We start from the raw sequence: 15006 nt of genomic DNA on the forward strand, positions 1-15006 counted from the left end.
TTTGAGCACAACCAACCCCAGCTTAACATTATCATTAACACGTTTATGGCTCATAAGCTTGACTTTATTTATAGGTCATATTGGGTTTTCACAAGAAATACCAGCAACTCAAGATTCTACTAAAACGGGACATGCATTGGGCAGGATCAAAATGCCAAATCCTAACAGCATTGTTTCAAAGTACACTTACGATCCCAATACAGACCGATATATCTTTACTCAAACGGTAGGAAGTTTCAATATCAATCATCCGCTTATTCTCACTCCAAAAGAATATCAAAAGTTGGTGCTTGAAGAGAATCTAAAAAATTATTATAAACAAAAAGTTGATGCTGCCGAAGGTAAAAAGGAAGGTACCGAGGATCAACAAAAAAATCTGCTCCCTGAGTTTTACGTTAATTCTGGGTTTTTTGAAACCCTTTTTGGAGGAAACACTATAGAGGTTATCCCTCAAGGTTCGGTAGAAATGGATCTGGGTGTTTTGTTTACCAAACAGGACAATCCGTCGTTTTCACCGCGTAACCGAAGCAATTTCACCTTTGATTTTGACCAACGCATCAGCTTGAGTTTATTGGGAAAAGTAGGTACACGGCTTCAAGTTTCGGCACAGTACGACACCGAATCGACCTTCGATTTTCAAAATTTGATCAAGTTGGAATACACGCCAACGGAGGATGATATCGTCAGGAAAATTGAAGTGGGTAACGTGAGCATGCCACTAAACAGTTCTTTAATTACCGGCGCTCAAAGCTTATTTGGGGTCAAAACCGAATTGCAGTTTGGAAAGACTAGGGTCACAGCCGTTTTTTCCGAGCAGAAATCGCAGTCGCGCTCTGTCGTGGCACAAGGTGGTGGTACGCTTGAGGAGTTTTCTTTTTACGCCCGTGACTATGATGAAAACCGACATTTTTTCCTTGCCCATTATTTCAGGGAACGCTATGATGTCGCTTTAGAACGGTATCCACATATCAATAGTAATGTCCAAATTACACGTATTGAAGTTTGGGTGACCAACAGGAGCAACCAAACAGATAACGTTCGGAATGTTGCCGCGTTCCAGGATCTTGGAGAATCCCAACGTGTAGGTTCTACAGTCAATATTTTAAGACCGGGACCACTTCCAGATAATAAAAATAATGGATTTGACCCAACTAATATTGGTGGAGCAGGTTCTAATTTAACCAATGCAGTAAGAGATATTACCAGAGTGGAACAGGGGATAAATATTCCGGCCAATGAAGGTTTTGACTTTGGGAAATTGGAAAATGCCAAAAAACTGACAGAAGGTTATGATTATACACTCCAAACTCAGTTAGGATATATCTCATTGAACCAACGTTTGCAGAATGATGAAGTTTTGGCCGTAGCGTTCCAATATACTGTTGGCAGTAATGTTTACCAGGTTGGAGAGTTTGCCAATGATGGTGTGGAGGCTACAGGATCGTCAACAGATCCGGTTTCAGGAAATACAATAGTCAACAATAACAATCTTGTTTTAAAGATGCTGAAAAGTGCCATCACTAATGTGAATCAGCCTATTTGGGATTTGATGATGAAAAATATTTATGACTCTGGCGCCTATCAACTGAGTCAGGAAGATTTTAAATTGAATATCTTTTATACGGAATCTTCGGCATTAAACTATATCAAGCCTGTTGATGGTACTACGTTTCCCCCTTATGACAACAACACCTCAGATCCATCTGATGATACACAGATTACAGAAACCCCATTAATCCGACTTTTTCATTTAGACCGATTGAACTATAACAACGACCCGCAGCAAAATGGTGATGGGTTTTTTGACTTCGTTCCAGGGATTACGGTCTTGCCGCAAAACGGAAAGATCATTTTTACAAAAGTGGAGCCTTTTGGGAAATACTTGTTTGATGTCTTGGCCGATCCTGCATATCCTACAGATTATGACGATCCTACCTATACCAACCCAAATCAGGAGAAATATGTCTATGACATCCTCTACAAAGGCACAAAAACGGCTGCTTTAGAGGAATCAGAAAAAAATAAATTCCAATTGAAAGGGCGCTACAAATCTTCAGGCGGTGAAGGGATTGCCATTGGCGCCTTTAATGTGCCACGAGGCTCGGTGAAAGTCACTGCTGGTGGTCGAGTCTTGGTAGAAGGGGTGGATTATACCGTCAACTATCAATTGGGGCGTGTAGAAATTTTAGATCAAGCATTAAAGGCATCCAATACGCCAATCAATGTATCGGTTGAAAATAATGCTGTTTTTGGACAACAGACCAAGCGTTTTACTGGGCTGAACGTAGAACATCAATTCAATGAAAACTTTGTTTTGGGTGCTACCTTTTTAAATCTTAATGAGCGTCCAATTACGCAAAAATCCAATTATAATTCCGAATCCATTAACAATACTATTTTTGGATTTAACGGTAATTATTCTACGGAAGTGCCATTCTTGACGCGATTGGCTAATAAATTACCAAATATTGACACTGACGTTCCTTCCAACCTTTCCGTAAGGGGAGAATTTGCTTACCTTCTTCCTGGAGCACCAAAAGGTGCAGATTTTCAAGGAGAGGCTACGGCTTATATTGATAATTTTGAAGGGTCACAAGGAAGTATCGATTTGTTGTCGCCTCAATCTTGGTTTTTATCGAGTCGTCCTAAAGGTTTGGGACTAGCTCCCAACGAGGACGAAATTGGAATACAAAATGGGTTTAACAGAGCACACCTAAACTGGTATACAGTCGATCCTATTTTTTATAGTAATCAACGTCCATCAGGTATTACGGATAATGATGTGTCAGACCTCTATACCAGGCGCGTATTTATAGATGAAATTTTTCCGGAAAGAGATTTGGTCCAGGGCCAAAGCACCATAAATCGAACTTTGGATTTGGTCTATTATCCTGCCGAAAGAGGTCCTTATAATTTCCAGACCCAAAACATTGACTATCCAAATGCCTTAACCCGACCGCAGGACAGTTGGGCGGGGATCACACGCGCCATCACCAGTACGGATTTTGAACAAGCCAACGTAGAATATATTGAGTTTTGGGTTCAAGATCCATTTTTGGATAATACGGCCAATCCTGGCGGGAAGTTGCTCATAAATCTTGGTAATATCTCAGAAGACATTATTAAAGATGGTAAAAAACAATATGAAAATGGACTTCCTGAAAATGGGGATATCAGCGGTTTGCAAGTCACTGATTTTGGAACCGTAGTTCCGCGCAACCAATCCTTGATTTATGCGTTTTCGAGTACTGGAGAAAATCGGGCAAATCAAGACGTTGGATACGACGGGTTTGATGATTCTGAGGAAATTGCAAGATTCGGATCGCAATTTGGTGCGGATCCTTCAAATGATAATTACACGTATTTTCTTCAAGCCGACGGTGATATTTTTGAGCGGTATAAACAGTATAATGGTTCAGAAGGGAATTCGCCAGATGCATTCTCAGACACCAACCGAGGTTCCACCACGCAACCTGATGTTGAGGATATCAACCGGGATAACACAATGAATACTATTGACAGTTATTTTGAATATGAAATTGACATCACGCGTGCAAGTTTGGATAATCCAAATAATACCTTGATCAACGATGTAAAGACCAGAAATATCACGTTGCCGAACGGCGATAACCGCGATGTCAGATGGTACCAATTTAGAATTCCAATTGATGCATCGACAAGGGCCATTGGGGGAATTTCTGATATCAGATCCGTACGTTTTGCAAGAATGTATCTCAAAGGGTTTTCCCAAACAACAGTCATGCGTTTTGCTACTTTAGATTTGGTAAGAAGTGATTGGAGACGTTATACATTAGATTTAGACAACAACCCGAGCAATAACAGTTCGGACGCTTCATTTAGTGTTGGGGTAGTAGGCTTACAAGAAAACGAAGGTAATTATGTATTGCCTCCAGGAGTCGAGCTGGAACAACTTAACAATAATAATAATATTATCAGGCAAAACGAGCAGTCCTTGGTGGTTGAGGTATGTGAACTGGAAGGCGATGACTCACGTGGGGTTTATAAAAATATAAGCATTGACATGCGCCAGTATAAAAAACTGAAAATGTTCATGCATGCTGAAGCTTTGGAAGGAAGGACATTAAATCCTGGCGAAATGGTCGGTTTTGTCAGAATGGGGAATGATTTCACCCAAAATTTCTATGAGATCCAAGTGCCTTTGAACGTTGTTTCTGGTACAGCACGGGATCAAGTATGGCCTTCTGAAAACGAAATTGATATAACCCTGGACGTTTTACAGAAAATCAAAGCCTTGGGCATTAGTGATGGTTCTTTGTCCAATCAAGACCCAACGGTTTATAACGTCACGCCATCAGGACCTGAACTTGTATCTTCAGGAGACAACTTTGAGGTGGGTCAAACCCGTGTGGCCATAAAGGGAAATCCTAATTTTGGAGATGTAAGGGTACTTATGGTTGGAGTCAAAAACAACACGACAGCTACTAACGTATGCGGAAAAGTCTGGTTTAACGAGCTCCGACTTTCTGATTTGGACAATGAAGGCGGATGGGCAGCCATTTTAAGTATGGACTCCAATATTGCGGATTTCGCTGACATTAGTGCCACAGGAAGGCAAAGTACCGTAGGTTTTGGAAGTTTGGAACAACGGCCAAATGAGCGCAGTCGTGAAGATATAAGACAATATGATGTGGTCACCAATGTAAATCTTGGTCAATTATTACCAAAAAAATGGGGCGTACAGTTGCCATTCAATTATGCGCAAAGTGAGGAAATGATCACGCCTAAATATGATCAGTTCTATAATGATTTAACGCTGGACTCGAGACTTGATGCGGCAGGATCTTCTGCAGAAAAGGAACAAATTTTGGAGCAATCTGAAGATTTCACCAAACGTAGGAGCATTAACTTTATAGGGGTCAGAAAACAACGCACTACCGACGAAAAACCACGTTTTTATGATGTCGAGAACTTGACTTTTAATTATTCTTACAATAAAGTACATCATCGGGATTTTGAAATCGAAAATGCACTGGATCAAAACTTGAGAACGGGTGTGAACTATGCCTATAATTTCAACCCAATCACTATTGAGCCGTTCGCAAAAAATGACTCTATCTTTAAAAGTAGATACGCAAAAATTCTGAAAGATTTTAACTTCAATCTATTGCCAAATAGCTTTACGGTCAATTCAGATATTTTACGTCAGTTCAACAAACAGAAGTTTAGAGAGGTGGAACTGGGTGGTAGTAATATTGGATTGGAAGAATTGTTCCGAAGAAATTACAGATTCGATTTTCAGTACGCCATTAATTATAAGCTGTCAAAATCATTGAATTTGAATTTTACGGCCAATAATACCAACATCGTCAGAAACTATTTTGTTGATGACGTCATTAACGGCAAACAAGATCCTTCACTTGATATATGGGATGGCTTTTTTGATCTGGGCGATCCAAATATTCAAAACCAACAATTACAGCTCAATTATGAAATTCCCTTGTACAAGATTCCTACTTTTAGTTTCTTAAAAGCAACCTATTCATATACGGGCGATTTTCAATGGCAAAAAGGATCTGACTTGAACAATAATCTGCCATTACTTGATGAAACCACGGGGACCACACGTACCTATAATCTCGGAAATTCAATACAGAACGCCAATACACATAACATCAACTCCACGTTCAACATGGAAACACTTTATAAATATGTTGGATTGGTAAGAAAGGATGCAAAGAAGAGCAGCGCCACGGGACGGAGTTCGGCTCCTTCAGGGATTCAGAGAAGAGGTGAGTCAGCCACTGCACAGAGTGATGCGAAGCCTATAGATGACACAAGCGTTGGCACAAAAGCGTTTAATACGTTTGTTGATATTGCCACTATGGTCAAGCGCCTTCAGATCAATTATAGCGAAAATAACGGTACCTTTTTACCAGGCTATTTAAGAGCGCCAGGATTTATTGGGACACTTAAGCCAACTTTCGGTTACACTTTTGGAAGTCAGAGCGATATTAGAGATATGGTGGCAAGAAATGGATGGTTGACCGTTTATCCTGATTTCAATCAACAATATACTGAGGTGACCAACCGCAGTTTGGATGTGTCCGCTAATATTGAAGTCATAAAAGATTTAAAAATCGATTTGATCGGTAGCAGAATGTATTCTGAAAACACCAATGAAAACTTCAATGCCACAGATACCAATGGCGATGGACTGAGTGACGTTTACAATTCGTTGATTACAAATTCCTTTGGTAATTTCAATATTTCCACATCACTTATTAAAACGGCTTTCAGCCCAAGTGACGAGACACAGTCTGCTGCTTTTGATGATTTTAGAGCCAATCGATTAGTCGTGGCTAGACGGTTGGCGCGTAATTTTTACGGCAATGACACCTATCCAGTAGATGCTGAAGGTTATCCTGTAGGGTTTGGAAAAAATAATCAGGCGGTGTTGTTACCAGCATTCTTGTCGGCTTACCAAGGATCCAATGCAGATAATGTAAGCTTAAGTGCATTTAGGGATATTCCAATTCCTAACTGGACTTTAAAATACACTGGCTTGATGCGCTTAAAGTGGTTTAAGGACAAGTTCAAGCGTTTTTCAGTAACACATGGCTATCGCTCTGGATACACCATCAACCAGTTCCGTACCAATTTGGATTATGATGAAAACAATCCAGATGCACTAGATCAAGGAGGTAATTTTAAAAACCAAACCTTATTTAGCAATATCAACTTAGAAGAACAATTTAGTCCGTTGATGAAATTGGATTTTGAGATGCAAAGCTCGGTGAAGATTATGGCAGAAATTAAAAAGGACAGAATCCTTTCCTTGAGTTTTGACAATAACTTGTTGACAGAAATAAAAGGGAACGAATATACTTTGGGCTTGGGGTATCGGATTAAGAACGTGAGGATTCGATCAAAAATGGCAGGTCCTACACAAATTATTACGGCCGATTTGAACATGATGGCCGATATTTCAGTGCGGGATAACAAAACCATCATCAGGTATCTTGATTTGGAAGATAATCAAGTGACCTCGGGACAAACAATTTGGGGCGTAAAATATAAAGCGGATTATGCCTTCAGTAAAAATCTGACCGGTATTTTCTATTTTGACTATACTTTTTCCGAATATGCCATCTCAACCGCATTCCCACAAACAACAATTAGATCGGGGATCACCTTGCGATATAATTTCGGCAATTAATTTTGATTAAAGGATTTTAAAAAAGTACATTTGCTTCACTATAAAAATGATTACAAAATGAATATACCAGCACAATTAAAGTACACAAAAGACCATGAATGGATTAGTATTGATGGTGATGTTGCAACTGTAGGAATTACAGATTTTGCCCAAGGCGAATTAGGTGATATTGTCTATGTAGAAGTTGAAACTCTAGATGAAACTTTAGAAATTGATGAAATTTTTGGCACCGTTGAAGCTGTGAAAACAGTTTCTGATCTATTCTTACCACTTTCAGGAGAGATTATAGAGTTCAATTCTGTTCTTGAAGATGAGCCTGAAAAAGTAAATTCAGATCCTTATGGCGAAGGTTGGATGATAAAGATTAAAATTTCTGATCCTTCCCAAGTTGACAATCTGCTTTCAGCTGATGCCTACAAAGAGGTGATAAGTGCATAAATATGGGGCATTAGCTTTACTGGTGGTTTACGCCATAGTGCTTTTGGTGTTAAGCTTGGTAAGTATTGGAGGACTTGAAACCCTTGGCTCGCCTTATGACGATAAGATTCATCACTTTGGAGCCTATTTCGTTTTGACCATATTGATTGCTAATTATTTCAATACATTAAATCTAAAGAGAGGCCTTTTATATGCTTTAATTATTGCCTCTACTTATGGGGTTTTAATGGAAGTCCTTCAGAATTATTTAACGAAAGAAAGAATGTTTGATGTATTTGACATGATTGCCAATGCTTTTGGTGCAATTATTGCGGTACTCTTTATGATTTTCATAAGAAAGTTAAAGTTAAAATAAATTAATCCCTTGCTTTTTTAACAAATTATTGGTTATTTTAGCATTCCTTAAAACACTCTAAGCATATGGAACCGAAAAAAAATGTAGATGCAGACGTTGGTAGAAATAGTTCAATCTATTTCGCCGTTGGTCTTGCTTTAATGTTATTGCTGACCAATCTGGCCATCAATTACAAAACTTACGACAAATCGGATATTGATATCGGTATGATTAATATGGACGATGAATTGGAAGAAGAAATTCCAATTACTGAGCAGTTACAGACACCGCCACCACCGCCACCACCGCCACCAGTAGCTCCCGAAGAGATTGAGATCGTTGAGGATGAAGAAGAGGTTGTGGAAACAGTTATTGAATCTTCAGAAACAAATCAGGAAGAAGAAATCGCTAAAGTTGAAGACGTAGTAGTTGTAGAAGCTCCTGAAGAAGATCTTGAGGTACCATTTGCCGTTATTGAAAACGTACCTGTATTTCCAGGTTGTGAAAAAGAAGCTGGTAACAATGCGAAAAAGCAATGTATGTCCGATAAGATTGCACAGTTTGTGAATAAAAAGTTCAACGTGGATTTGGCTTCTGAGTTAGGTCTTTCCGGTAGGCAACGTATCAACGTGATCTTTAAGATTGATAAGACGGGTAATATTACCAGCATTCAAGCAAGAGCGCCACATCCTGGTTTAGAGAAAGAAGCACAACGTGTGATTGGTTTGCTTCCTAAAATGTTACCTGGTAAACAACGTGGTAAAGCGGTAACTGTACCGTATTCTTTACCTATTCTTTTCCAAGTGCAAGATTAGAGCTTAAATTTTTATAAATAGTATATAAAACCCTGATGCGAAAGCCTCAGGGTTTCTTTTTTCGCTTCTTTGGAGTGGTCAGAATTTCTTTTTAGAAAAAGCTAAGAGAGAAATAAAAAATCCCGTCTAAATACTTAGCCGGGATTTTCGTTTTGGTACGTTTGTTGTGATTTTACCATAATATTAACATTTTAAAATACACATATTATGAAGAAATTAAAAAACTCAAGCAATGCCGCTGGTCAGAGCAGCATGCGCCCTACAAAACCACGCAAACATGATGCAAATTTACGAAAAAACTCTACGCTTTACTTTCAGGTAGGTCTGATTCTTTGTTTGCTGTTTACCTATGGACTTTTTGAAATGAAGTTTGTAGCAAAGAATTATAATTTGGCTAAAGTTGATTATAGTGATAAGGATGTTGAGGTGATGCCGATCAACTTTGTTTTGGAAAAAGACATCATAGAAAAAAAGATCACTAAAAATATTGAAGTTCTTACCAAGGACCCGATTATTGAAGACGATGATTTTGTTGAAGCTTTACCAACAGAGCTCTTGACGGAAGACCTGGTCATACCAACGGATCCCGCTAAAGTTGATGATATTGTGGTCTATAAGAGAGATGACGGTGATGACATCGATTTAAAGATTTTCAGTACCATCGGTGTTGAAAAAGCGCCTATTTATCCGGGCTGTGAGTCTGAAAATAACAATGAAGGACGTTTAAAATGTATGTCTGATAAATTATCAAAACTAGTGCAAAAGAAGTTTGATAAAGATATGGCATCGACACTTGGATTATCTGGAGTTCAAAAAATAGATGTCGTTTTTAAAATTGATAAGTTTGGAAGCGTTACTGAAATTCAAACACGTGCCCCACGTCCTGAATTGGAGAGGGAAGCCAAAAGGGTAGTAGAGCAAATCCCAATAATGGTTCCTGGGAAACAAAGAGAACGCGCAGTGACTGTTCAGTATGTGTTGCCCATCATTTTCAAAGTAGAATAGTAGCCTGTCAAAATATCTGACTAAACCGTTATCCTATGTGATAGCGGTTTTTTTATGTTCTCATTTTGAAAAAAACAGTATCTTTCGAGAGTTAAAAAGCTTGTAGTCATCTATGAAGAACCTCTTCTTAATTTTTTTTGTCAGTTTTCAGCTCAATAGTTTATCCCAAAATATTGAAATTTACGAAAAGCCTCCTGTGTTTGTGGGTTGTGAAGAGCAGCCTATTGATAATTTAAAAACTTGTTTTAACAATAAACTCAACCAATATATATATGAAAACTTTCAAGTGTCGCAAGAAGCTGTTCAGGACGGCTATAAAGGTGATGTAAAAGTGCTTTTTGAAGTTGATAAAGAAGGTCATATAAGTGTCGTTTATGTAGATGCCATTTACGATGCTCTAAAGGATGAAACCAAACGCGTATTTCAATCTTTGCCAAAAATCCGGCCTGGAACTTATAATGGAAAACCAACATTTTATCAATATTCTTTGACCATTAAAATTCCCTTGGTTGATCCTGAAAACATAAAGAATACTGCTGCTGAAGAAACAGCGAGCCTTAAAAAGTTTGTGGATCTCAACGAGATTGTATCTAATGAGTTTGATAGCATAACCAAGAACATCGTCAAATATCAAGGCCTTGAATATAGCAGTCAGTTAAACATTCCCTTCACCCATCACTATTATTCGCGTTTTGATGCCAATATGAATGGCTTGGGAACGAACAGTCATACGGCAGCGAAACCATTTGTTTATGAGGATGTTGCGAAATACTATGACTTTGAAGCTGAAAAAGAAGCCCTTATTAAAGGTTCGGACGGATGGTGGAGCAGAAAATTATGGGATGAGCATTTAGTACAGGTTCAAGGTGAAGACTATTGGTTTACCATTGATCCTGTATTTGATTTACAAGTGGGTAAAGATACGGATGCCGATTTTAATACCACTTTCAACAATACCCGAGGCATTTACATCCAGGGAGGATTGGGCAAAAAGTTCAGCTTTTCTACATCTGTCTTTGAAAGCCAAGGGAGATTTGCCCAATATTACAACCAATATGCCGAAAGCTTAAAGGCCTTTGGTCCTGATCCGGCTATTGTTCCCGGAAGGGGGATAGGTAAACGTTTTAAAGACGATGCCTATGACTACCCAGTTGCTGAAGCGTATTTGTCCTACGCGCCTGCAAATTTTATAAATTTTCAATTCGGACATGGTAAGAATTTTATAGGAGATGGGTACCGTTCTTTATTTCAAAGTGATGTGGCGGCTCCACAAACGTTTTTAAAACTCAACACCAAATTCTGGAAAATTAAATACACCAACACTTGGATGTGGCTGAGAGATGTCCGGGATGCCGTAGTTGAAGATAAAGCTTTTTTGACCAAATATATGGCCAATCATTACTTAAGTTGGAATGTGTCCAAACGACTCAATATTGGTCTTTTTGAATCCGTTATGTGGACCGATACTAATGGACGAGGTTTCGATATCAATTACCTCAATCCCATTGTCTTTTTCAGAGCTATTGAATTTGAAGCTGGCCAAGGTTCCGGGAATGCTGTTTTAGGGGCATCGGCAAAGTATAAATGGAACAATAAAGTCAATTTATATGGACAGTTTATCTTAGATGAATTTTCTTTGAGCCATGTTAAAGCGGGGGAGAAAAGTTGGAAAAATAAATTCGGGTACCAATTGGGAGCCAAATATTACGACGCGTTCAAAGTTGATAACTTGATGTTGCAATTGGAATATAACCAAGTAAGACCTTATACGTATTCGCATAATACCATTGTGAATAATTATGGACATAGCAATCAACCCATGGCGCATTTATGGGGAGCCAATTTTAGGGAATTCATCATTATTGGACATTACAATTATGAGCGATGGTTTGCCGATGCCAAGTTTATTTTCGGAACACGTGGTTTGGACTTTAATGATGGTACAGATAATTTCAGTTATGGCGGCGACATCTATAGAAATTACAATGAACGACCTTTTGACAAGCATGTGAAGATTGGCCAGGGGAATAAGACCAAAACTTTCAACGCCGAATTGCAAGCTGGTTATATCATCAATCCCGTTAGTCATTTAAAAGTATTTACCAACATCAGTTTTAGAAACTTTAACCCAGAAGCAAATACAGAAGCGACCTTTAAAAATAGTACGGCGTGGTTTAATCTTGGGGTTAAGACCGATTTGTTCAACTGGTATTTCGACAATTAATAATTCCTGCGAAGGCAGGAATCTCCAATACAGACGTTCAATTCTCTAATTATAGAACCTGTCCTTTAAAAATATTTTGAGACAGAAACCTCCCGTACAAAGTCAAAACCTTCTAATTAAACTTCAATTTTGAGCAATAAGAGACAGTGATTTAGTTCAATTTGCATCGCTTCATCCATAATTTGTCGATGCAAAAAACCAACGATAGCAATGCCATTTCGGGCTATCTAATTTTAAAAATGTTAAATCTGCATTTTGCTTCACGTTTCAAAAAATTCAAAAAGCCTATTGAAATTTATTTTTTCATTAATTGAATTGCTCAAAACCAATTTTCAAAGTATCTTTGCACTCGCATTTAAAAGCGACAAATACAACACCGATTGGCGACAACAAATTCTTCTTTATCAAAGGTCTCGGTTATTTCTGATTTTAAGGAAGTAACGAAGATGAGATTATCATTGAGTGTCGTGTTTTCAGCTATAGCCGGGTATTTGTTGGGCGCAACGACTATAGAGGTTAGCACATTGATATTGTTGGCATTTGGAGGCTATTTTATGGTTGGTGCTTCTAATATCTATAATCAAATTATTGAGCGCGATCTGGATGCGCTTATGGACCGAACCAAAAACAGACCGATTCCTGCGGGACGCATATCAGTCAATTCGGCACTTACCATGGCCATCATCTTTACAATACTTGGGATTGCCACACTTTATGTGATCAATCCACGTACTGCCATGTACGGTGCCATATCCATATTTTTATATACCAGCGTATATACACCATTAAAGACCAAAACACCGTTATCTGTTTTTGCAGGTGCTATCCCGGGAGCCATTCCTTTTATGTTGGGCTGGGTAGCTGCAAGAAATGCTTTCGGAATTGAACCGGGAACATTGTTCGCGATACAGTTTTTTTGGCAATTTCCTCATTTTTGGGCCATTGGATGGTTTTTATTTGACGATTATAAAAAAGGTGGATTTTTCATGCTTCCAACAGGAAAACGTGATAAAGGCACAGCCACACAAACCATAATGTACACCATTTGGACGGTTTTAATATCGATCATTCCTGTGTTTGGGGTCACCGGAGATTTGAAATTATCTATTGTTGCAGCTGTAATAGTTTTTGCAATAGGATTAGGGCTGATATATTACGCTTTGCAATTGTTTGTTAAAAGAACGGAACAAGCAGCAAAACATCTCATCTTGGCTAGTGTTATATATATTACCCTATTACAGATTGTTTACGTTGCAGATAAATTTATAAGATAATATGGATTTTACAGAAGGAACCTTTGAAGAGAAAAATAATAGGGCGAAAAAGATGATGCTTTGGTTTGGGATTGTTTCCCTCATCATGTCATTTGCTGGATGGACCAGTGCCTTTGTTGTAAGTAGTACAAGAGAAGATTGGCTTAGCGATTTTCAATTGCCAAATGCATTTATCGTTAGTACAGTCATGGTAGTGTTGAGCAGTGTGACGTTTGTGTTGGCACAAAAAGCACTCAAAAACAACCAGAGACAATTGACAACAATTTGGCTTTTGGCAACCTTAGTGTTGGGAATTGCCTTTATCACCAATCAATTTTTGGGTTTTCAACAGATCATTGATATGGGCTATAATTTTACTGGGCCTACCAGTAATGTTACTATGTCCTATATTTATTTGATCGCGATGGTGCATATTATTCACGTCATAGTAGGACTCGTTTGCATTTTAGTCGTAATTTATAATCATTTTAAACAGAAGTATAACGCCACTGACCGGCTCGGTTTTGATCTTGCGTCAACATTTTGGCATTTTATTGATATTCTGTGGGTCTATCTCTTTTTATTTTTATATTTTGTAGGATAATTTCAGGTGTTTTTTAATACGAATTATTTATCAACTATAGGAAACCTTATTTATAGTGTTTCAAAATTCAATAAGGATGTTTCTTTAGATGAATAAAATGATTATTTTTGTGCAACTTTTTAAACTAAAAAACTAATCACTACATATGGAATCGACTGTCGTGAACACTAGTGCCGAAAACAAGCGTTGGGGCGGAGGTATTGAGCCTTTAAAAGCGAGTTACGGTAAAATGATGATGTGGTTTTTCCTCACTTCAGACTCATTAACCTTTACTGGGTTCTTAGCGGCCTATGGCTTCTCAAGATTTAAATTTGCCGATTCTTGGCCAATTGCAGACGACGTGTTTACCCACGTTCCTTTCATTCACGGTAACTATCCGATGATTTTCGTGGCATTCATGACCTTTATTTTGATCATGTCTTCCGTTACGATGGTACTGGCAGTGGATGCAGGGCATCATATGAACAAGGCCAAAGTAAGTTTATACATGTTTTTGACGGTCTTGGGAGGTTTTGTCTTCTTAAGTTCCCAGGCTTACGAGTGGACAACGTTCATTAAAGGTGGTTACGGAGCAGTTGGAACTCACGGTGGTAATATCATCCAATTTGTGGATGCAGAAGGCGAGCGCGTTGCACTAAAAGACTTCGCTATTGCCCAATCTACAGATCGAACCCAACATACACGAAAAGATGGACTCTGGTTTTCAGGCGAAAAAGCCCTTCCAAGTTTCACTTTTGAAGAAGTTCTTGCTGGGTTTGAAGCAAATCCTGAAGTGTTTGTAAGAACGACATATACTGCGGAAGATGGTCATAAGACAATTTTATCCCGTAGTGAATCACTCAAAGAATTAAAAACCAAAGGAAAGAATGTTGTAGAAGGTGCCAACTTGGTCCAAAACGAATACGGTCCACCATTATTTGCCAACTATTTTTTCTTCATCACCGGTTTCCACGGATTTCACGTGTCGATAGGTGTGATGTTGAATATTATTATTTTCTTTAATGTACTTATAGGGACTTACGAGCGAAGAGGAAGTTACGAAATGGTCGAGAAGGTCGGTTTATACTGGCATTTTGTTGACTTGGTTTGGGTATTCGTATTTACATTCTTCTACTTAGTATAATATTAGATAATT

At 38.5% G+C, this 15006-nt stretch carries 9 protein-coding genes; all 9 read left to right on the forward strand.

Annotation, left to right across the window (positions count from 1 at the left end; all coding sequences use genetic code 11):
- The first annotated feature begins 1 nt into the window (after position 1).
- The 9 genes from sov to J4051_RS02450 all read left to right on the forward strand — a co-directional run bounded on the left by sov (position 2) and on the right by J4051_RS02450 (position 14994).
- Positions 2-7198, forward strand: coding sequence for a T9SS outer membrane translocon Sov/SprA (sov, locus tag J4051_RS02410; RefSeq protein ID WP_236027166.1), 7197 nt, complete (start codon positions 2-4; stop codon positions 7196-7198).
- A 57-nt stretch (positions 7199-7255) separates the two neighbouring features.
- Complete coding sequence (gene gcvH / locus J4051_RS02415) at positions 7256-7636, forward strand: glycine cleavage system protein GcvH (RefSeq protein WP_208232156.1); 381 nt, start codon at positions 7256-7258, stop codon at positions 7634-7636.
- On the forward strand, positions 7629-7991 hold the full coding sequence (locus J4051_RS18950) for a VanZ family protein (protein WP_208232157.1): 363 nt from the start codon (positions 7629-7631) through the stop codon (positions 7989-7991). The genes gcvH and J4051_RS18950 overlap by 8 nt, the downstream gene beginning before the upstream one ends.
- 65 nt (positions 7992-8056) lie before the next feature.
- The gene (locus J4051_RS02425) at positions 8057-8785 is read left to right on the forward strand and encodes an energy transducer TonB (protein WP_208232158.1); all 729 of its coding nucleotides are present in this window, start codon (positions 8057-8059) and stop codon (positions 8783-8785) included.
- A gap of 207 nt (positions 8786-8992) precedes the next feature.
- Entirely contained in the window at positions 8993-9790 is a 798-nt protein-coding gene (locus J4051_RS02430; protein ID WP_208232159.1) for an energy transducer TonB, read from the forward strand.
- Between the two features lie 112 nt (positions 9791-9902).
- Positions 9903-12014: an energy transducer TonB gene (locus J4051_RS02435; RefSeq protein ID WP_208232160.1), complete on the forward strand. Its 2112-nt coding sequence runs from the start codon at positions 9903-9905 to the stop codon at positions 12012-12014.
- 380 nt (positions 12015-12394) lie between these two features.
- Positions 12395-13288 carry a heme o synthase gene (gene cyoE, locus J4051_RS02440; RefSeq protein WP_208232161.1) on the forward strand — a complete coding sequence of 298 codons (894 nt, stop codon included), beginning with the start codon at positions 12395-12397 and terminating at the stop codon, positions 13286-13288.
- Position 13289: 1 nt separating this feature from the next.
- On the forward strand, positions 13290-13871 hold the full coding sequence (locus tag J4051_RS02445; RefSeq protein WP_208232162.1) for a cytochrome c oxidase subunit 3: 582 nt from the start codon (positions 13290-13292) through the stop codon (positions 13869-13871).
- Between the two features lie 145 nt (positions 13872-14016).
- Positions 14017-14994 carry a cytochrome c oxidase subunit 3 gene (locus tag J4051_RS02450; RefSeq protein WP_208232163.1) on the forward strand — a complete coding sequence of 326 codons (978 nt, stop codon included), beginning with the start codon at positions 14017-14019 and terminating at the stop codon, positions 14992-14994.
- Positions 14995-15006 lie beyond the last annotated feature (12 nt).

The sequence above is a fragment of the Gelidibacter pelagius genome (assembly GCF_017581925.1).
GTDB classification, from domain to species: domain Bacteria; phylum Bacteroidota; class Bacteroidia; order Flavobacteriales; family Flavobacteriaceae; genus Gelidibacter; species Gelidibacter pelagius.

Excerpts from the sequence above, each read along its gene's own strand:
- gcvH (WP_208232156.1), top strand. The coding sequence starts at position 7,256 with ATGAATATACCAGCACAATTAAAGTACACAAAAGACCATGAATGGATT.
- J4051_RS02425 (WP_208232158.1), top strand. The coding sequence starts at position 8,057 with ATGGAACCGAAAAAAAATGTAGATGCAGACGTTGGTAGAAATAGTTCA.
- J4051_RS02430 (WP_208232159.1), top strand. The coding sequence starts at position 8,993 with ATGAAGAAATTAAAAAACTCAAGCAATGCCGCTGGTCAGAGCAGCATG.
- J4051_RS02435 (WP_208232160.1), top strand. The coding sequence starts at position 9,903 with ATGAAGAACCTCTTCTTAATTTTTTTTGTCAGTTTTCAGCTCAATAGT.
- J4051_RS02445 (WP_208232162.1), top strand. The coding sequence starts at position 13,290 with ATGGATTTTACAGAAGGAACCTTTGAAGAGAAAAATAATAGGGCGAAA.
- J4051_RS02450 (WP_208232163.1), top strand. The coding sequence starts at position 14,017 with ATGGAATCGACTGTCGTGAACACTAGTGCCGAAAACAAGCGTTGGGGC.